The organism is Campylobacter sp. CCS1377, assembly GCF_040008265.1.
Lineage (GTDB): Bacteria > Campylobacterota > Campylobacteria > Campylobacterales > Campylobacteraceae > Campylobacter_D.
The window spans coordinates 792,430-812,670 of record NZ_CP155620.1 but is presented as its reverse complement, the minus strand read 5'-3'; the positions used below and the strand labels follow the sequence as shown (position 1 = coordinate 812,670).

General features: G+C 24.3%; 15 protein-coding genes and 2 pseudogenes. 4 read left to right on the top strand and 13 right to left on the bottom strand.

Annotated features, from left to right (window positions below; all coding sequences use genetic code 11):
- Positions 1-119: 119 nt before the first annotated feature.
- From AAH949_RS04125 to AAH949_RS04105, 5 genes and pseudogenes are all read right to left on the bottom strand, one after another.
- A complete protein-coding gene (locus tag AAH949_RS04125) occupies positions 120-2,360 on the bottom strand; it encodes a DUF262 domain-containing protein (RefSeq protein WP_348519055.1) in 2,241 nt (746 codons plus the stop codon).
- Between the two features lie 2 nt (positions 2,361-2,362).
- Positions 2,363-3,853, bottom strand: coding sequence for a DUF262 domain-containing protein (locus AAH949_RS04120; RefSeq protein ID WP_348519054.1), 1,491 nt, complete (start codon positions 3,851-3,853; stop codon positions 2,363-2,365).
- 32 nt (positions 3,854-3,885) lie between these two features.
- Positions 3,886-4,101, bottom strand: coding sequence for a DUF262 domain-containing protein (locus AAH949_RS04115; protein WP_167333025.1), 216 nt, complete (start codon positions 4,099-4,101; stop codon positions 3,886-3,888).
- A 116-nt stretch (positions 4,102-4,217) separates the two neighbouring features.
- A pseudogene (locus AAH949_RS04110) lies at positions 4,218-5,165 on the bottom strand (DUF3800 domain-containing protein); the annotation flags it as partial.
- 141 nt (positions 5,166-5,306) lie between these two features.
- Positions 5,307-10,079: pseudogene (locus AAH949_RS04105) on the bottom strand (type ISP restriction/modification enzyme); the annotation flags it as partial.
- Positions 10,080-10,620: 541 nt separating this feature from the next.
- On the opposite strand from AAH949_RS04105, the gene AAH949_RS04100 reads away from it, so the two are divergent.
- Complete coding sequence (locus AAH949_RS04100; protein WP_002807240.1) at positions 10,621-11,763, top strand: AAA family ATPase; 1,143 nt, start codon at positions 10,621-10,623, stop codon at positions 11,761-11,763.
- Positions 11,756-12,355 (top strand): RloB domain-containing protein, encoded by a 600-nt coding sequence (locus AAH949_RS04095; protein WP_348519053.1) that lies wholly within the window; start codon positions 11,756-11,758, stop codon positions 12,353-12,355. The genes AAH949_RS04100 and AAH949_RS04095 overlap by 8 nt, the downstream gene beginning before the upstream one ends.
- A gap of 92 nt (positions 12,356-12,447) precedes the next feature.
- Here AAH949_RS04095 and AAH949_RS04090 read toward each other — a convergent pair whose 3' ends face one another.
- The 6 genes from AAH949_RS04090 to AAH949_RS04065 form a co-directional block, all read right to left on the bottom strand.
- Positions 12,448-12,645 carry a hypothetical protein gene (locus tag AAH949_RS04090; protein WP_348519052.1) on the bottom strand — a complete coding sequence of 66 codons (198 nt, stop codon included), beginning with the start codon at positions 12,643-12,645 and terminating at the stop codon, positions 12,448-12,450.
- Between the two features lie 1,081 nt (positions 12,646-13,726).
- Positions 13,727-13,894 carry a hypothetical protein gene (locus tag AAH949_RS04085; protein WP_263666049.1) on the bottom strand — a complete coding sequence of 56 codons (168 nt, stop codon included), beginning with the start codon at positions 13,892-13,894 and terminating at the stop codon, positions 13,727-13,729.
- A gap of 213 nt (positions 13,895-14,107) precedes the next feature.
- Complete coding sequence (locus AAH949_RS04080; RefSeq protein WP_348519051.1) at positions 14,108-14,437, bottom strand: hypothetical protein; 330 nt, start codon at positions 14,435-14,437, stop codon at positions 14,108-14,110.
- 92 nt (positions 14,438-14,529) lie between these two features.
- The gene (locus tag AAH949_RS04075; RefSeq protein ID WP_002789000.1) at positions 14,530-14,799 is read right to left on the bottom strand and encodes a type II toxin-antitoxin system YafQ family toxin; all 270 of its coding nucleotides are present in this window, start codon (positions 14,797-14,799) and stop codon (positions 14,530-14,532) included.
- Entirely contained in the window at positions 14,789-15,010 is a 222-nt protein-coding gene (locus AAH949_RS04070; RefSeq protein ID WP_348519050.1) for a hypothetical protein, read from the bottom strand. Before AAH949_RS04070 ends, AAH949_RS04075 begins: the two co-directional genes overlap by 11 nt.
- 168 nt (positions 15,011-15,178) lie before the next feature.
- A complete protein-coding gene (locus AAH949_RS04065; protein ID WP_348519049.1) occupies positions 15,179-15,871 on the bottom strand; it encodes a helix-turn-helix transcriptional regulator in 693 nt (230 codons plus the stop codon).
- 116 nt (positions 15,872-15,987) lie between these two features.
- Between AAH949_RS04065 and AAH949_RS04060 the strand changes: the two genes are divergently transcribed.
- Positions 15,988-16,911 carry an AAA family ATPase gene (locus tag AAH949_RS04060; protein WP_348519048.1) on the top strand — a complete coding sequence of 308 codons (924 nt, stop codon included), beginning with the start codon at positions 15,988-15,990 and terminating at the stop codon, positions 16,909-16,911.
- The gene (locus tag AAH949_RS04055) at positions 16,911-17,189 is read left to right on the top strand and encodes a helix-turn-helix domain-containing protein (protein WP_348519047.1); all 279 of its coding nucleotides are present in this window, start codon (positions 16,911-16,913) and stop codon (positions 17,187-17,189) included. Before AAH949_RS04060 ends, AAH949_RS04055 begins: the two co-directional genes overlap by 1 nt.
- A 45-nt stretch (positions 17,190-17,234) precedes the next feature.
- On the opposite strand, the gene AAH949_RS04050 is transcribed toward AAH949_RS04055, so the two are convergent.
- Positions 17,235-18,365 carry a tyrosine-type recombinase/integrase gene (locus AAH949_RS04050; RefSeq protein WP_348519046.1) on the bottom strand — a complete coding sequence of 377 codons (1,131 nt, stop codon included), beginning with the start codon at positions 18,363-18,365 and terminating at the stop codon, positions 17,235-17,237.
- 525 nt (positions 18,366-18,890) lie between these two features.
- Positions 18,891-20,168 carry a hypothetical protein gene (locus AAH949_RS04045; protein WP_348519045.1) on the bottom strand — a complete coding sequence of 426 codons (1,278 nt, stop codon included), beginning with the start codon at positions 20,166-20,168 and terminating at the stop codon, positions 18,891-18,893.
- Positions 20,169-20,241 lie beyond the last annotated feature (73 nt).

Genomic DNA, 20,241 nt, shown 5'->3' with positions numbered 1-20,241 from the left:
AGCAAATTGTGATTTTTAAAAAAAAGGAATTGGTGAAGACAAGGAAAATAGATACAAAAAGCTAGAGGACTTAAAAGTGGATTTTATTTCTCTTTTAAAAGCAAGATAACTAGGTTAAACTAGTTATCTTGGATAGTATTAATTAATTCTTGTGTCATTTCAATAACATCTTGTGATTTATTGTGTTTTAAAATATAAACTCCATCTTCATCTTCTTTTTCTAAAACAAAATCACTATTTATATTTTCTATAATAAATTTATCATTCAATTTTAAAAGCCACCCATTTTTATTACATGATATTATTTCTATTTTATCAGCAATTTTAATATATTCAGATCTTTGTTCATCTTCTATCAAATGGATATTACTTATTTCAGATAATATTTTTACATAAGTATTTACATATTTACTACCCATTGTTTCACCATACATCTTATCTATATTAAAATTTTCTTCATCATACCAAACAAAATAATTTTTTTCCCTTTTTTCTGTATTGTTAAATATTTTATCTCCATATTTAATGAAATAATAAACCCAACTGGTATAGTTTATATTACTTTTGTTATTGAGATAATCCGAAACTAACTGCTCTAATATTTCATTTGAATCATAATCTAAAAACTCATCCTTAATAGATTTATATTTTTTAAAGAACTGATAAAATAAGTTAAGGTAGTCTATGCAATCTTCCATATCATTTTGATTATTCTTGGTTAATAAAATTTCCCATTTATCATCAACACCAAAGTAATATTTTAAACCAGAGCCAGCAAAACCAATATATTTTACATAGTCATCTATAGTTAGCAAAGACCTAATAATTAAATGAGTTTGACTATTAAAAATTTCATCAATATTATCACTTGTAAATTTTAACAATTCTTTATCTTCAAACAAAAAGAAAGATAGATCTCCACAAATATATTTATAATCTTCTAATTGTTGAATGGTGTATTTTAAATTATTGTCATTTTGTATATATTTTGCTTTATATACTTCTTGATCTAATGAATCTTTGCTTATATCTGTATTTGTTAATTTTACTTCATTATTGATTAGATAGGTATATATATTTTCTTTTGCATTAACTAAAGACATATTTAATATATAATGTAATTTTTCATAAGATAAAGTAGCAGTATAATCTATTTTACCTTGCTTTAAAGCTCTAATTCTCTGAATTAAATTTCTTACAATTCTAAGTTTATCTAATAAATTTACAACATTAATATTACTTTCATTTTCTACAAAATTACTAATAATGATGAATAATAATATTTTTTGCTGTAAATTAATCAGATTACCCTTATCATTATTAATTACTTTTATTAATAAATCTGGATATTTATCAAATAAAGCTAATTTATTTTTTTCAAAATTAACCGAAAGGTTTTCCTTGTTAAAATTAGCTATATTTTCTAAGTATTTAATAGCTTTAAAGAAGAAATCAATATTTTCATCATCAAAATACACATTTTCAATCAACTTACTAATGTTTTTTTTCATATTTTCAAAATCAATAACTGTTGTTTTTTCTTTATTTTTTACATGAAGCATTTCACTGATAAAATAAAAAAAATTCATAAAAGCGTCATCTATCAAATGGTGCTTATTTTTAAAGCCTAATCTCCAAAACAAATCTGTCCACTCGCCATCAATATTTTTTATAAAATATTCTTTGAAGAGATTTTTCTTATTGCTAATTAGAAATTTTTCAAATTCTGCTTTAAAAATTTCAAAATCTGTTAATTTTTTACCTCTAGCATTCATTTTTATATACAAATCATCATCTAAATTAAAATTCTCTAGTTTAATAAAATGAAATTTAAGTAATTCTAATTTATCAAAGAATTCTTCGTTGTTAAATTTTTTATGTATATCATCTATCATTGCTAGCATAGATTTAATAGTAGGATCATTATCCCAAAAATATAAAAACCAACTGCTGTTTTTAATTTTTTCAGATAATTTATCACCATCTTCAAAAGTATTAAATTCTTCTTGTATTAATTTTTGACAAAACTCTCTTGAACTAGCTCTAGTTTCATAAGTAAATTTTTTTAAAAAATCTATTTCTTTATCTTCCTTTTTTCCGAAGTACCAATAAAGTAAAAAAATAGTAGTCAGTCTTTGTTGCCCATCAAGCGGCAAAAAAACATCATTTTTAACACTTCCATAAATAAAATCTAAACGCATTTCTTTATTGTTGTTCAAGTGTGCAAGAATATTGTCTAAAAATTTATCCCTGATAACACTAGCCTCAATTCTTCCTTGCGCATAATCTCTCTGTATAATAGGAATTTTAATTTGACATTCTTCAATTAATTTTTTAAAATTGGTAATATTTTTAAGCATTGTTATTCTCCATTTTTTATAAAAACATTGATTTTTTCTTCAATAGCTTTTAAATACGAATCTTGATCACTACTAGTCCAAAAATAAATATTTTTTATATCATCAAATTTTTCACTATAATACTTCATAAACACATTTTTAGTGCATAAAGGGATGAATTTTCCATTTTTTTCATCTTCTTTTAATTTATTTCTTTTAATAGCAAATATATGATTGCTAAGCTTACTATTTGTATCAAGCGAAAGCAAAGTCAAATTAGCTATACTATGTTTATCTTCAGGACTAAAATATTCAAAAACATCATTAGTTATATCAGCAAATTTTTTATCATCAATGTTTTCATTTATATTATCAATAAGTTTTTTTAATAATGAAGTTGTTTGCTCATTCGAATTATCATCTTGAAGTAATTTTAAAATATCAATAATTTCTTTTATCCATCGTTTTCTATCATCTTTGTTTTTTATAGTAAACCCACTTTGAGGATTTATGTGTTCTAAGCTCCATTTTTCTGATATAAATTTATCAAATGAAAATCTTATATCACTCTCTAAATATGTAGCTATGTTAAATAGCAATAATATCTTCTTTATCTCATTTTTATTATCTTCATAGCTCATTTCCTTTATTTCACTTATATTTTTTACATTTACACGCTTACTAATTTGCTCCTCTATAAATAGCACAAAATCCTCTTTGCTCTTTTTTGAAGATTCTTTATAAAGACTAACTAGTGATTTTTCGCTTTCTTTGTTTTCTAAAACATTTAAATAGCCTATTAAATGATATAACTTATGATTTTCATACCAATATTTAAATGTTAAAAATATTTTTTTAACTTCTAACCAAATTTCATCTAAAACTTTAAGCTTATTATCGCCTTTAAGTTTATCAGCAAAAAATCTATAAATCACATAAGAATCTTCATATTTTTCATCTTTTTTTATTTTGTAGTAAGTTTTAAACAAAAGCTCTATTCTTGCTGGATAATCTTCATCGCTAGTTAAAAATCTCCAAAATTCATTGTTTTGTAAGGCATATTCCATTTCATCCCATTCTTTAGAAATTTCAATTTGTCTTAAATCAACTTCTTCTTTTTTAAAGTTATTACTATTTAAAAATAAGGCTTTGATTAATTCGGCATTAGTTAATGGAATTTTTCCACTATTTATTCTTGAGAATACTTCCCTTTCATCTTCATTATCTTCTATTTCATGCCATATAATTCTCACATTTTTTGCTATATTATTTTGTGATGTTAAAATTCTAAAAAATTCTTGCCTTCTGTTGTTATTTTCACTAAACCATTTTTCAATATATTCATAAGCCTTACTCATATAATAAAAATCAATATTTAATTCTTTTTCATTTGTTTTGTATCTTTCTTGTATATTTTCTAAAAAATCTTTACTATCTTCTCTAGTTTCATATTCTATTTTAAATGATTCATATCTACTATCATCCATATATAATTTAAAATGAGAAAGAATCATATATATAGTAGTAAGTCTTTGTTGCCCATCAACTAATTTATATTTTTTTCATCTTGTTCGTATTTTTTTACAATAATCGGCTGTAAGCAATAAAAACTATCTTTCTTATCATCTTCTTTTTCACAAAAATTCCATATATCTTCTAATAAATCTCTAACTTGTATTTCATCCCATCTATAACCCCTTTGATAAGATGGAATTACAAAATTCAACCCAAATAAATCATTTATTGATTTAATATCACTCATTATCTTCTCCAGATATTTTTTTTATTATTATATCATTTATTTTTTTGGCTAATTCAAAGAATTTTAGAATTAATTTCTCTTCACTCTTAACATAAATTCTATCCTCATGCTGATTACTAGAGATAAAAAATATTGTTTTCAGAAAAATAAAAATTTAAAAATATTTCGTTAACTTTTTGTATTTTATCTACCTCGTCTAATGGTGCAATATGGTTAAAAAATCGATTAGATTTTGAATCAGATAAATAAATAAGTTGTGCTAATAAAAATAAATTTTCACGTTGTTTATCATTCATATTTTTTAGAATTTTATAAATATCTTCAATTTCTGTATCTCTAATAAAGTTTAATTTTTGTCTAATTAAACCAACAATTACATCAGAAATTTGAAGATACAAATTATCTTTAGAATTTTCAAAGTTGATATATTTGCTTGGATTTTGATCTAATTGTAGTTCTTTTTTTACAAAACATTCTTCATCAAATATATATTTTGAATTTGGAAAAATAATTCTAGATAAATAAATATCTGAAAAGGTTAAAATAACATCTTTTTCATTGTTATCTTTTAAAGATTCTAGAAATAATAAATAATCCCTATCTTTAACAAGGCGTTGTAATTTAAAATCTAATATCTTTGCAATTTCTTTACAAAAATATTTATGTTTCTCCTTTTTTATATTTGGATATTCATATTTATAAGCTATCTCAATAAATTCTTCAATATTATCAACTATATTATTATATAACAAATTCTTTAATTCTAGATGATTACATTCAATTTCTTCTAGACTTTCTATTATATCAACTAAAATATAATATAACAAATTTAAATGAGTATAATGAATTAAAATATTATTATTTATTAGCATTTTTAAGATTTTGGTCAATTTTATTGACTTTAAAGATAAAAGAAAATTATCACCTAATATATATTTGCTTTTTATTTCTTTACTTGTTTTTTGCAATTGCAATATGTTGGGTAAAAAATCTAAATTTTTAATTCCATCAAAAACTATACCACCTAAAATAAAATTATTTCGCAAATTTTCTATTGTAATGTTAAAATGCTTATCATCCTTAAAACAAAGTTTTCTAATATTGTTTGTTTCGTCGTAATAAAAAGTAAATCCTTTATTACTATCATCTAGTATATTTGAATAATTTGCGATATTATACTCTATCACTTGATCGATTATTGATTTTTGTAAATTTATTTTGCTGATTTCATCTATCAAATCAACGCTTTTTATAGATAAATCAATGATTTTTAAAAGAAGTTCATAGATATATTTACCACCTTGATAATCATTTGGATTATTTTCTATCAAGCTTTTTTTATCAACACTTATTTGATAGCGATCGATAATCCAATCAATCGCACTTTTTCCATTGATTTTATATTCATAAGCAATATTTGGTATATTTTTTATAGTGATATTTTGATTATAAAAAATATCATTTCCTAGTTTTTTCATCTTAATGACTTTATAAAACTCATCATTGTCTGTATCAGCCAAAACTCCATCTTTAAATTCTACTTCTTTAAACATATCATTATTTTCATAGTTCAAATGTAAAGTGGCTAGCTTTTTACCCAAAACACTTAAGTTTTTAAAATCTTTACTTATAGGTATTCTTGGAGCTTCTTTTGAAAGTTCAAATTTGTATTTTTCCAAATAACTTTTATGATGAAATATCGCATAGATATAATAAAATATATCTTCTTTGTTTATAGTTTCATCTTGTAATTGTTTTTTAAATTCATCTAAAGCAAAATCACTTATAGCGTATTCTTTACTTCCATTTTCTTGGTAAAAATAAAGCGGAAAAGCTTGAGTATTGGCTAAAGTTTGTAAATCTGCTATGGAATTTACTATAAAAGATGAAAATTCTTTAGTCGCCATTAAACTTGTTAAAATTAACAAATTCTCATCTGTATTTTTAGGGAATAATTTTGGTAATTGATATTGTTCTTCATTCCAAGTTTTATTCCAGTAAAGATATTCTTTAGTAAAGGGACGATGAGAAATTTCTCTTATATTTTCTTGATTAAATTCTTTAATTTTTTCATTATTTATAAAATCTTTTTTTAAAGCTCTAGTCCAAGCTATTTTAGTATTATCTATTGTTATATCTTTATCACTTAGCTCTTTATAAAGTTCTGATTTTTTAACATTTTTATTTTTTTCTAAAAATGCTTGATGATCAAATTTAGCTAAGTCTTCATTATAAGTAGCTATACATTTTTGCATAGAATTTGCAAGCTTTTCTTTAGAAAAATTATAAACCCAGCTATCACGATTTGTTGCTACACCACAAGAATTTATAGTAAAAATTCCGTATTCGTTTTTATCGCTTTTTAAAGGTGTTAAATTATCAAAGTCTTCTCCTCTTTGATTAATCCAATCGCCTTTTTCATTTGGGATTATATTTACAAAAGGCACATTTAATACACTTTTAAAATTCTCTAATTTATCAAGCTTAGTTTGTCTATCAAGATAATCTCCTATATCATAATAATGAATTTTGTTTGTTTTAATACTTGTGTCTTTTACAAAAAATACTATAGCCACACTTGCTCTTGAGCCACTATCAAATATTTTTCCACCTTCTTTTCTTGAAGTTTCACCTGAAGTTCTTTGATTTCCTCTTAAATTTAAAATATAAATATCACTAAATTCTTTAGCAACGCATTTTCTAAAGCCATCAGCACTTGTTGCATCTATAAAGCCTCCATTTACTACAAAGCCTATGATGCCATTATCTTCTATTTTATCACTTGCCATACGCAAAGCTTGAATTAGTGTATCTCTAGTATTTTTAGCTAATTTTGCATTTGATTCTTTGCCATAAGTGTCTTTGACGCGTTTTTCTAAATTGGGATGAGAAATGTTTGCATTATTATCATTTTCACTACTTGCTCCAGCTGAATAAGGAGGATTGCCTATAATAACTTTGATTTTTTCATTGGCTATTAAGTCTTTGATTTTTTTATTTTCTTCTAAATCTTTAAATTCTAAAGCAAATAAACCATTATCTTGTATTTTTTTATCTAAATAATCAAGACTATCAGCTAAGGCTATATTTTTAAATTTATCTAAAGTATTTATCCTTTCACTACCAGTTTGAGTAATGTTAATAAGCGCTATATAATAAGCAAGTAAGATAATATCTTGAGCAAAAATTGCTTTTTCGTATTTGTTTTTGAAATTTTCATCGCTAATTAAATTATTTTCTTTACTTAATAATCTTGTGATAAAACTTCCAGTTCCAGTGAATGGATCAAAGATTTTTACATTTTCATCGTTAAAATCTGTCTTAAAATGTCTTTTTAAAAGCTCATTAACAGAATGAAGTATAAAATCAACCACTTGTATAGGAGTATAAACTATACCTAATTTTTCAGCTTGCTTTTTAAAAGCTGATCTAAAGAAAGTATCGTATAAATTTTTAATAAGTTCTTGTTTGCTTTTTTGACTTTTTGCTAATTTTACATTTTCTTCTACGCTTTTATATAAAGCTTTTAAAGATCTTGTTTCTTCATCATCCAAACCAAAGGTATTTAGCTTTTGGTTTACTTCATCAAGAGCTTTTCCTATGGGATTATCATCCATATTTTTATCAAATAAAACATCAAATATAGGTTTAGTGATAATGTGAGAGCATATCATATCTATGGCTTCATCTTCTTTGATATTTGGGTGAATGTTTTCTTTTAAGGAAGTTAAAAATTCTTCTAAAATTTCAGGGTGATCTTTAAAAATAGCATTTAATCTAATGTTTAATTTTTCTACTATTTTGGCTGTTTTTGCACTAAAGCTTTGCCAATAACCTTTATCGCCAAGTTTAGTTGGTATGGCATTATATAGAGTATTTGCAAGTTCGCTCAGAGTAAAGCTATCAAACAAGCTTGGCTCATAGCTTTTATCTGTATTATTTGATGAATTATCATCTCCTACATAATCAGCTACTGCTATTTTAATCTTTTCCTTAAATACAGCTTCATCCACCAAAGTATCATCGTGGCTTCTTAGAGCTTTTAATATATTCCATATATTTAAAAAATTGGTATTTTTTATAGCTTCATCTAAATTTGAAAGCTCGTTTTCGCTTAATGCTAAAGGCAGTATGATATAGCCTGTTTTTTTATTTGGAGCTTTTCTCATTACCCTACCTACTGACTGAATTATATCCACCATAGAATTTCTTCCATCAAAAAATACTACACTATCTAAAGCAGGCACATCCACACCTTCACTTAAGCATCTTGCATTACTTAGGATATTACAAGTGTTTTCTTCTGGTGAGTTAAGATTGTTTAGTTTGTTTAATCTTACATTGGAGTTCATTGTTCCATCAACATGATCTATGTTTATATTAAGATTTTTAAAAGAATCTTTTTTCAATGCTTCATCATAACATTGCATAATAATCTTAAAAGAATTGGTTATATTTTTTGAATCTCTTATGCTTTTGCAAAAATTTATAACTCTTCTTGAAAGATTACTATCCATTTCTTCTAAAAAATCATTATCTATTTTATTATTTTCATCAAGAGCAACTAAATCATTTCTTGCTAAACCTTTATGCGTACCTATAATTTTAGATACGAAATCAATATCTACATATTTTTCATCTACATTTTTCTCATCTTTTAATTTTGCTATGGCTGTATTTGCTATGTTTGCAATACTTTCTTGTTTGATAGCTAGAATAATAACTTTATAATCAGTAAGCAAGTCTTTTTCAACTGCTTCTCTAAAATTAATACTATAAATTTCATTTCCAAAAATTTCTTCATCATCCATGGAAAATACTTCATTATCATTTTCTAAAGCTTTATTTTTTTGAGAGCTAGAATAAATCTTTGGAGTAGCACTCATATAAATTCTTTTTTTAGCTTTAATATTTTCGTTACTATGGCATAAAGTAAAGGTATTTAGTTTATCTTTTTCTTTTCCTGAGTATAAATTTCCTACACTTCTGTGAGCTTCATCGCAAATAATTAGATCAATCTCATCTAAATCGTTTTGTTTTTGAGCTTGCATGATCTTTTCAACACTTTGATAAGTAGAAAAGATAATAAATCTTTTATTATCTTTTTTAGCTATATCATAAGCCTTTTTAATGCTTTGAGTATCAGTAGAAGCAGGAATAGGCAATTCTAAAATATCTATATCATCTTCAACGCTTTTACCTGATTTACTATCTGAACACACAATAGAAGCAACAAAATCATCTGTCTTTTCTTTACAATATTCTCTAAATGTTTGCCCTACTAAAGCTATACTAGGAGCTAAAAATAAAACAATAGAATTTTTAGGAGTAATTTCTTCTATAATTTTTAATGAGGTAAAAGTTTTACCTGTACCACATGCCATGATGAGCTTGCCTCTTGTGTTGTTTTTGTTTGCAAAATATTCTTTGGTGTTATTTATGGCTTGTATTTGATGTTCTCTTGGTTTTTTCTTTGCAATAATTGGCAATTCTAAAGAATTGTTTGGATCAAATTTATCCCAACTTATGTTTGAATTTAAAAAATCTTCTAGTGTGATTAATTCTATAGGTACATTTTTTGAAATTTGTTCTATCTCTTTTTTAGCGTTTTGAGTAAGATCACTAGTGTTTATGATAATACCTTTGCTAAATTTAATCTCCCCTACTCCACTTTGTAATTTGCTAAAATAAGTGCTTAAATCTTTTAAATCTACTTTTGAGCTTTCATAAAATTTACATTGTACTGCAATATAATCATCATCTTTTGTTTGAATGATTAGATCAATACCACAATCTTGCCCATCCTTTTTATCCCATTCATCCCAAAGATAAATATTTTCATAAATATTTGCTGTATCTTTTTCTTTTAAAAGATGTTTTGAAAGCTTTTCAAACATATATCCTTTTGCTCTATTGTTTAAATTTGCTTGTTTTAATTTCTCTAAAATAATTTCAAAAGTAATTTCATTTGCACCCATAGAAAACCTTTATTTAAAAATACATCATAAATATATCAAAAATAGACTTTATAGCTTATAAATGCATAAAAATTTTATGTTTTAATTTTATATAATTATAAATAGATATTATACCTACCAGAAAGCTTATAAAATCAGTAGTGTTTTCTTATAGGGAATATCTTCTTTTATAGTGTTTATACTTTAGTTTTCTTCGAAGCCATAATTATTATAATTAAATTCAAAGAACTTCTTAATAACTCATTTTATTCTTAATAGTATTTCAAAATATTTTTAATTAAATCATTTAAGAAGAAATATATTTTTGTGGATTTAGTTTTTTATATGCTCATGAAAGTAAAATACTGAAATTTGCTAAGTTATTCATTGTTTTACCTTGATTAAGAATGTATTTTTATTAATTCATTTTTATAGCTTTAATTCTTTAGTGAATATTATAAAAAATATCAAAACAGACTTTAAAACTATATATTTAAATATAAACATATTTTATGTTTATATTAACTATCAATGCTTTATAATAACATAAAAGGAAAATATTATGTTAAGAAAAATAGAAATATCTGGTTTGTATTCTTTTGGAATAGAAACACAAATTGTTGATTTTACAGCAAAACCAAAAAGTAAGTTGAAAAATACAAAATATGAGTATAATTTTAATTTATCGCAAGTTGGGAAACCTATGAAATCAGCAGTATTTTTCGGGAAAAATACTAGTGGAAAAACAAATTTTTTTATAGGTGTTAAAATTTTACTAAATATAATTAAGTATGGTTTTTCTCATACACTAAGAGAGCATTTAGTAGACAATGCTTTTAATAAAAATTCAAATTCTGTAAAATTAAATATTGAACTGTCTGATAATAGTAAAAATATTTTTGCCTATTCTATAGAATTTAATAAAGAATATGTTCTGAAAGAAACTTTTTTGAAAAATAATAAAATTATATACAAATTCGAAAATGAGAGGGCTACTTTTGATATTTATAGCAAAAAAGAAAATGAACAGCTAGGGATGTTCTTTTCAAGAAAGCTTAGTGAAAATATTTTTTATTTCTTAAAAGATTTTGAAATAGAGCAAAAAGAAATATTTATAAATCTTATAAACAATATTGAAGTTTATATGAATAGTAACTATTCAAAAAAATACAATTTTGAATTTGAAGAAAATAAAAAGCAATATTTTTTAGAACATAAAGAAAGCATTTTGGAGGTTTTTCAATTATTGGATAAAACCATAAAAGATTTTGAGTTTAAAAAGTATAAAAAAGATGAAAAAAATATATATGAAATCTTTTTTATACGCAATGGAAAGAAATTTAATTATCAAATAGAATCAGAAGGTATTAAAAAAATAGTATATTTTGCAGATAAAATAACCCAAATTATCAAGGAAGGAAAAATTATTTTTATTGACGAATTAGATTCTTCAATAAGTACCTTAGCTTTAATACTTATATTTAACAATCTTATCAATACAGAAGAAAATCATAATGGACAATTAATTGTTTCATCTCATAATGTTTTATTGTTTGATGTAAGTTTTTTAAATTCTCAACAAATATTTTTAATTCAAAAAGATCAACACCTAGAGAGCAAGATAAGAACTTACTATGATTATGATATTAGAAGCGAAAAGAAAAAAGCATATATTGATTATTTGAAAGGGCTTTATGATGAATAAAAAAACAAAGCCCAGTATACAGATTTGGTGCGAAGGTAAAACAGAAGAAGATTATTTTAATTCTCTTTTTAAATATCTAAATTATGATAATGTTAAAATTGATGTAAAAAATTTAAAAAATAATAATTCATATAAAAACATTCTTTATAAAATAGAAAAAGCACCTTATGTTGATAAGCTTATTATTGTAATGGATCTAGATAGAGCAAAAAGTGATACTAGCGAGTTGAAAATTTTAGAAAAACTTATAAAACATATAAAAAATTCAAAAGACAAGCATTTATTTCTTACTCTTGGTGATTTTGAAGATTGGCTTAGATTTCATTTTGTAGATAATAGTAAAAATAACAAAACAAATTTTTATAAAAAATTAGGATATAGCGATAGTAAGAATTTTAAATCATCTACTAACGATTTATATTCTCAAATATTAAACAAATGTGGATGTATAGAAAATGCTGAAAAGTATTTTTGCAATATCGCTGTTTTTTGCAATGATCAGTGTGAGATTGATAAAAATTCACTAAATAATCTAACTCAAAGTAATCTATATTATTTTAGAAAATTATTAGAACAATATAATGGTATTTAAAAAAACTCTGCTTCTTTTTTTATATTGTGATTATATACAGATTAATCAATAATATCTAAAATTGGTTTTTTTAGCTAAAACAATTTAAATATTTATGAGTAAGTTTGTTTTGTCTTATTTTTGCAATTTTGGTTTAATTTATATAATTGATCTTCCTCAAATCCATCATTTATTCCTGCTTCGGCAAACTCTAACTGTTCTTTGTGAAATTCTTCATCATCTTTAAAAGCCTCAAAACTTTTTATCCATAATGCTTTTCTCTGGTTTATATATTCTTCGTTTTTAAACATATCTATCCTTTTGTTTTATTATTTAATTTTGCTTATTTTAATTTTTCTAAGATAATTTCAAAAGTATTTTCGCTTACACCCATTAAAAATCCTAAGCTAATAATATAAAGAATATATCAAAAATAGACTTTATAACTTATAAACATTTTTCTGTAAATATATTATTTAAACTATTCTTAGTAGAAATTTGTAGATTTCGCAAATATCAAGAATATCAACAAAGTAACTATGGATATAATACAAAGTTGATAAAAGCTAGATCTTTGAAATATTATAATTAAAAAATAATATTGTATTTTTAAAGTTGATTAGATAATATATTAATTTAATAATTTTTATAACAAAAAAAGGAAATAAAATGGGACAATATATTGTATTAGCCTTTGCAATAGCAGTTGCCATATTTGTGACATTTTATGACTTTGATAAAGATAAAAAAACCGATAATAATAAAAAATAATTGATTTTGATATTTTATTATTAGAAGCATGTTTATATCTTTTAGCTTTTATTTTTTATTGCAAAATAACAATATAAATAAAAATTTTAAAAAGTATTATTTATAAAAAACCTGTAAAAGTAATCTTAAGATTCATAGAATCTATTGACGTAGGATTATTTGTAAATAGTCTTTATGGTTTGCAAATGGGCGATAGTTGCACTATCATCGATCTTTCTTAAAGATTGATCTTTTTTTGAAAGAAAATGAGAGAGAATGGATGGTTATAATATAGCTATTTTAATTGGTGCTATCACTCTTATTTTTGGCACATTGGTTTTAGTAGCTCATTATTTTAACGATAAATATACTAACGAAAGTAAAAGCTAATCTTTAGGTTTTAGCTTAACACACTCTATAAGTTGGGAGTAATAAAACAGAAATAAAATATTGTCTTAGTGTTGCAACTAAATATGGTCTAGATCCTTTCTTACGCCAAGTATTTTGTTTCTTTATCTTAAGTATTTAAGATATGATGAATTTTATGTTAGAAAACTTAAAATAAAAATTATTTAAAGTTTTTACTATATCTTTTGTTGATATATATTTTTATAGTTAGGATAACATAGTTATCCTATGAATTTAAGTAATGTTTTTCATATAATCATAAATTAAAGCTGTTCGACTAATAATAAAATTCTCAAAATCATCATTTAATAAATATTCAACCATATCTTTTGTTATAAAATGTGTTTCTAAATCTTTAAAAAATTGTTCTTGTTGATTATCTTGTATTTTTTTATTTAGCAACTCTTTTATATATGTGCTTGGATTTTTATTATTGATTTTATTATTAGATTCTTTTGTAATAAGTGCTATATTTGCTATATTATTAATTATATTATCATTAGATGAGATAAAATTTTTAGATATCTCTTTTCCTATATTAGAATTTATAGGAAAAATATGATGTTCTTCTAAAAATTCACTAAACTTCTTAAAAACTGTTTGCCTTTATTACTCTTAATCTTCTGGCTTAAAACCTATTATTTTTGCCATTATACCCCTATAGCTTTCAAAACTATTCATTGCTTGCATATTACTAACTCTAAGAAGTCTAACTTTGTAATCTTGTTTGTAAAAAACTTTAAAAACACAACCACTTTCTTTGTGTTTTACTATATCATCTAAACCACATTTTTCTATAAACTCATAATCTTTAGCAAAAACTTCATTTTCTACATCAAATAAATCTTGAGAATAGCCATTGGGATTAGCTGGATCATAAGTATAAGAACTTACTACACATTCTCTCATAGCTTTTTGTATTTCTTCTTGGGATAGTTTTTCCATAATGTTTTCCTTTTTTTATTTTTATAGTGATATAAATGACTTAATATGTAATTATGGATTTTTATTAACTTGATTAATTTAACTTCAATTATTTAAAACAACTCGCTATGAGAACCTATATTAATACAGGTTAAAATAAGCTTATCATCTTGTTTTTGATAAATTAAGAGTAAATCAGGTTTTACATGACACTCTCTAAGCTCTTTAAATTCACCTTTTAGTTTATGATCTTTGTATTTTCTTTCAAGAGTTTCATTGTTAGATAAGCGATAAACTATTTCATCTACCAAATCTTTTTCTTTTAGTGTTAGCTTCTTGTAATTTTTCTTGTATTCTTTTAAAACTCTAATTTCATATTTCACGCATAGCCTTTTTATACTCATCAAAGTTTTTAAAAGTTTCATACTCTCCATTTTTTATTTCTTCTAAAGCTTTTTTCATAGAACTTTGTTTTTTCTCATCTGGGATATCATACTCCAACAAACAATAAGTAGCTCTTAGGCTTTTAGCTAAACTCTCAAAAACAGGCAAAAAATCCTTATCAAATCCACTAATTTCAATTTTTATAGACATCTACATCCTTTCTTATATAATTTTATTTTTTATTATAGCATAAAGGATTTTGTTGTAAATTTGAAAAACTTTTTATTTATGTAAAATTACATAAATAAAACAATCAAAATATCATATTCTGTTGCAAAATTTTAGCTGGTAAATAACAACCAGCAAATATTATCTGTTTTAATCCTTAAAAATTAAATAATTAAACGAATTAAGCTCATTTATAATTATTTTTTCAACATCTTTTCTTAAATCAATAAATAAAGCATTTACATCGATCTCATCTAAGTTGTTTTCTACCCACTCTATAGTATTTATTTTGTCTTTTTCACTTAAAATTAAAGAGTATAATTTGATATTTTTTAAAGAAATTTTAAATTTCTTTAACATGTTTATAAAATCTTTTTTACTCATTGTTGTGTGGCTTAATTCTATCTTGTTTAAGTGTTTGATAAACAAAAGAAGAATTAAAAGCATTTTCTCTCCGTTTCCACTCCAGCTTTCACTTAATTTCTCTATAAATCCTACACCTTTGAGAGAACGAATATGTCTAGATATTTTTTGAAGTTGCATATTTACAATGTTTGATTTTAAAAAATCATTTAAGCCATTTTTTAGCTGTAATTCATGTGTAAGTCTATTGTAATTTCTAAGATTTCTATGTAGTTCCATATCCGCTAAATTATTTGCTAGTAGCTCATTTGGACTAATTTGAAAATGCTCACATATTTTTAGTATTGTAGGAAGTGTAATATTGTTATTTCCTTTTTCCCACATACTTACTGTTTTTTGTCCCACATTTAAAATTTCGCCCAACTCTTGTTGCGTTAATTTGCGTTGTTTTCTTAAAAACTTAATATTTTCTTTTATCATAATAGAATTATCCTATATAAAATTATTAAAATATTAAAATATTTTTGTTAAAAATAAAATAAAAATTTATATTATTTTAAATTAAAGAATTTATAATTCTAAAAAAGGATTATAATATGGAAAACATAAAAAAATTTTCATTGAAATTGGAAAATTTTCAATCTTGTCAAGAATCATGGCTCTTAAAAGACTTGATACCGAAAGAATCTTTGGGTTTGCTTTATGGTAGTAGTGGTAGTGGAAAGACAAGTGTTTGTTTGTATTTTTGCAAGGAAATTTTAAAGAAAGATAATGAAATTAGAGTGTTTTATATAAATGCAGATATGGGACTTTCGAGTTTAAAAAAATATGGCTTCGCAAATCTTCTTGAAAATTTTACCAACCGTTTTTTTGTAATAGATTTAACATGCTCTGATAAAAAATTCATATATTTTGAAAACATATGCGACGAAATAATAAAAATTCAAGAGAAATTCAATGTATTTATAATTGTTGATTCTTTAAATTGTGTCACTAGAAAAATAGGAAGATTTATTGATCCAAATTATTTATTTTCAAAAGAGAAAATAATTCGAAAAAAAGGTGGGACTGTGCTTTTTATTCACCATTTAAATAAAAGCGGGGTTTTTTCTGATAGTCATCAAATTGTTGATTATGCTGATTTTAGCTATAGATGTGAATACACTGAAGAGATGAATTCTATTTTGTTAAGACCAGAAAAACTTGGAAGATTTATACTTGAAAAAATAGCATTCAAAGTTTTAAATTTTAGCAATTTAGAAAGAATGGAATTTGATAGTGTTGAGATGAGTTCTTATGAGATAAAGTTTATAAAAACTGTTTTAGAGATTTTAAAGATGGGTCGTTTTAAGCAAAATGAATTAATCAACCTAGTCTTAAGAAATTGTAAAAGATATGTTGGTCGTGAAAAGGCAAGAAAACTTTTGCAAGAATATGCAAAAAAAGGAAAATGGTGCATGCACAAAGATCGTTTTGATAACAATTCGATTTATTATTACTTAAAAAATGAGGAAAAATAATGGATATGGATAATATAGTAATTTGCAAAGCTAGTGATCTTGAAGATATTTTTAAAAAGATTTTAAAAGAAAATGAATTAATCAAAAATAAAACTGATGAAAATTTAAATGTACAACAGGCTTCAAATTATTTAAAAATAAGCACTTCAAAACTTTACAAGGATTGTAATTTAGGAAAAGTTCCTTTTTATAAAATTGGTAAAAAACTTGTTTTTAAAAAAGATGATCTTGATGAATATTTAAAACTTAATAGCTCTAAAAATAGTTTAAAATTTTAATCACACTTAACTAAAAAACCGAAAAACCTAAAAAACCATTGTAAATTAGCGTTTTTCAGTTTTAAAATTACTAAAAATAGCATTTAAAGTATTATTAATAGTTTCATTTTTAATATTTGCATATCTTTTTGTAACTCCTATGCTTGAATGTCCTAATGTTTCTCCAATAGCTTCTAAAGATATACCCATATTAATACCTATATATCCTATTAAATGTCTTAAGTCATGCAATCTAATAGGAGTTTTTAATTTTTGATTTATTTTATCCCAATGCCATCTTATATCTTTATAAGGGTTTCCATCTTCTTTAATAAAAACATATCCTTTATTTTTTACTCCAATGCTTTTTAAAGCTTCTATTTGTAAAGAACTTAACGGAAATTGTAAGTTTTTCCTTGATTTGTTTTGGCTTGAAGGTAAAAAATAAATTTTATTAGCAAAGTCAATATTGTCCCATTTTAATGTAAGAACTTCACTTTTTCTTCTTCCATGTAAAAGAAATATAAACATAGCTCGTATCATTAAATTTTCATAATTTATAATAGCTTTATAAAGAGCATTTCTATCCTCATCATCAATAGTAAAATATCTTTTGTTGTCAAATTTTTGTATCTCTATTTCTCTTGCCATATTTTTTTCTATATAATCATTTTTAATAGCAAATTCAAATACTGGAGAAAGTATGTCTTTTATTGTTTTTGTTGTTCTTGGAGATTTGCCTTGATCAATCATTTTATTGACAATATTTTGCATATCTTTTAATTTGACTTGTTTTATTTTGATGTTTCCTATAACATCTTTTATATGTGCATTATATGAAAATATGGTTACCTCGTAATGTTTTTTAGAAATAGTATTTTTTCGCATACTAATCCATTCTTCAAACACTTCATTTAGTTTAGGTTCTTTAATTTTAAATTTCTTTGCAAATTTTCCATTAATTCTTTGCAAGGCAATTAACTCACAATTCTTTTTAAGGGTCTGGGTGTTATTTAAAATAGGAAATATCTCATAACTTGATTTTTTTCCTTCATAATATCTTATAGCTAATTCGTATGGGATAGTTAATCTTCTTTGTAATTCTACTAAGCTAATTTCTTTTATATCCTCTAATTTCTTATCTTTGTCTATAAAATATATACCCTTATATTCTTTTATTTTTACTAGATTTTTCAATATATTCCTTTTTTGCTTTTAATTTACGCAGAAAATTTTATTATTTTTTACATAATATAAAATTAAAAATATACTAAAAATAGTATCTCAAATGGATTTTAGTGGTAGCGGTTTTGGTAGCGGTTTTTTTCTCAAAATGGTATAAAATAATACTATTTTTAAGATAAATTTAAACAATAAAACGCCTATTTTTCAATACTTTGATAAAATATGATAACAAAACGCATTAGACTCAAAATCTGGTAAGGGCAACCTTGTGTCGGTTCGAGTCCGACCTTGGGCACCATTTCAATTACTATTCTTAAACAAGGGCTATTTAAAGACTACTGATAAAATATACAATAATTTTATTTATCTGCTTTAATCTCGCAGGCAATAAAAAAATAATAGTAAAAAAAAGCTATGGTTTTGTTTAGAATTTTAGCTATTTAGACATAAAAAGACAAACCATTAGAATTAATTCTGTAACTAATCTATAATGCTTAATCTTTAATATCCCTCTCATCCCAAAGATTGATTTATAAATCAATCTCTAATACCCCTATCTTCACCAAATTTTAAAATTTTAGCTCTAAGTTCTTTCGGGAAATTATATCTATGTATAGCAGGGATTCTTGGATCAAGAAGCCTATCTAAATTATGATTTTTATAAATCCATTCTAATCTTTCAGGAGAGTAATAATAAGGTGCACTAGGATAGCCTTGAGGGGGAGTTAGGGCTTTAATTTTAGCTTCTAAAAGCATTGTTTCTAGCCAAATATTAGCAGATGTTTCAGGAGTATCATTGCTTATTTCCAAAGTATAGCGCTCCCTCATTCCATTCCCATAACGCTCGAAGTTATCAATGAATTCTTCCCTACTCTCTGGAGTAGAATCTACATCTCTTGGATCTTTGAGTGTTCCTTTTTCAACATCATCTTTTAGAGCATCATTAACTCTTCCTTTTGCTCCATCATAAACAAAATAATAATCATTTGGATCTATCACCCAATCCACCCCTATAAGTTCATCTAGAAAAGGTAGCATACCAAATTCATCATAAGGAGGATTTTTAGAAAAGTCTTTTAGCATTTGAGCTTTAAGAGGGTTTTTGTGTATGCCATCTGTTAAATCTCTATATGCATAAGAATCATAAAGACTTTTAAAGCCTTGTTCATGTCCTAGTTGTATGAGTAAAAAATTTATTGCTTGAGTTCTTGCTTTAAATCCTGTCATGGAAAGTTGTAAGGCTCCTACAAATCCTTTTATATCTCCTAGTATTCCTGCTGCTAATTCCCATTCAGCCATAAAAAGCCAACCTTTATGCATATTAGCCATACCTCTATTGGCTTCTACTTCTTTATAGAGTTCTTTATAGTCTTTATTGATTAAATTTCCTTTTTCATCTACATTACAATAAGCATCATAAGGTATATCTATAACAGTACTTCTAAGTCCACTTCTTATAATTAAATATTTATATCTTTCTCTTTTAGTTTTTAAAGATTTATAATAAGCTTTTTCTGCTTTAGTCCAAGGAGCTATAGCTCCTTTTATAGGATCTTTTAAATATATGCTTTGCCAATCTTTAAATTCAAGTAAAGTGGATTTTTGCCCTGTATAAAAGTTAGGATCTAGATACTTGGGTTTATAGTCTTTGTAGGGGGAGTTTTCTTCTATTTCAACAGCCTTGAGCAAAACTTCAGCATGCTTTTTGTTATATCTACCTCCTTTTTTTGTTCCTTTATAAAGAATAACCTCATTTGTTTCTTGATTAAATTTTGCTCCTTTTCCATTAGGGGCATATATATAAGTTTCACTCATCTTTTGTCCTTTTATCTTTAATTTATCCTATATGTAAGCCATTTTTCATAATGATAGTAGTGGCTAGCCTGCC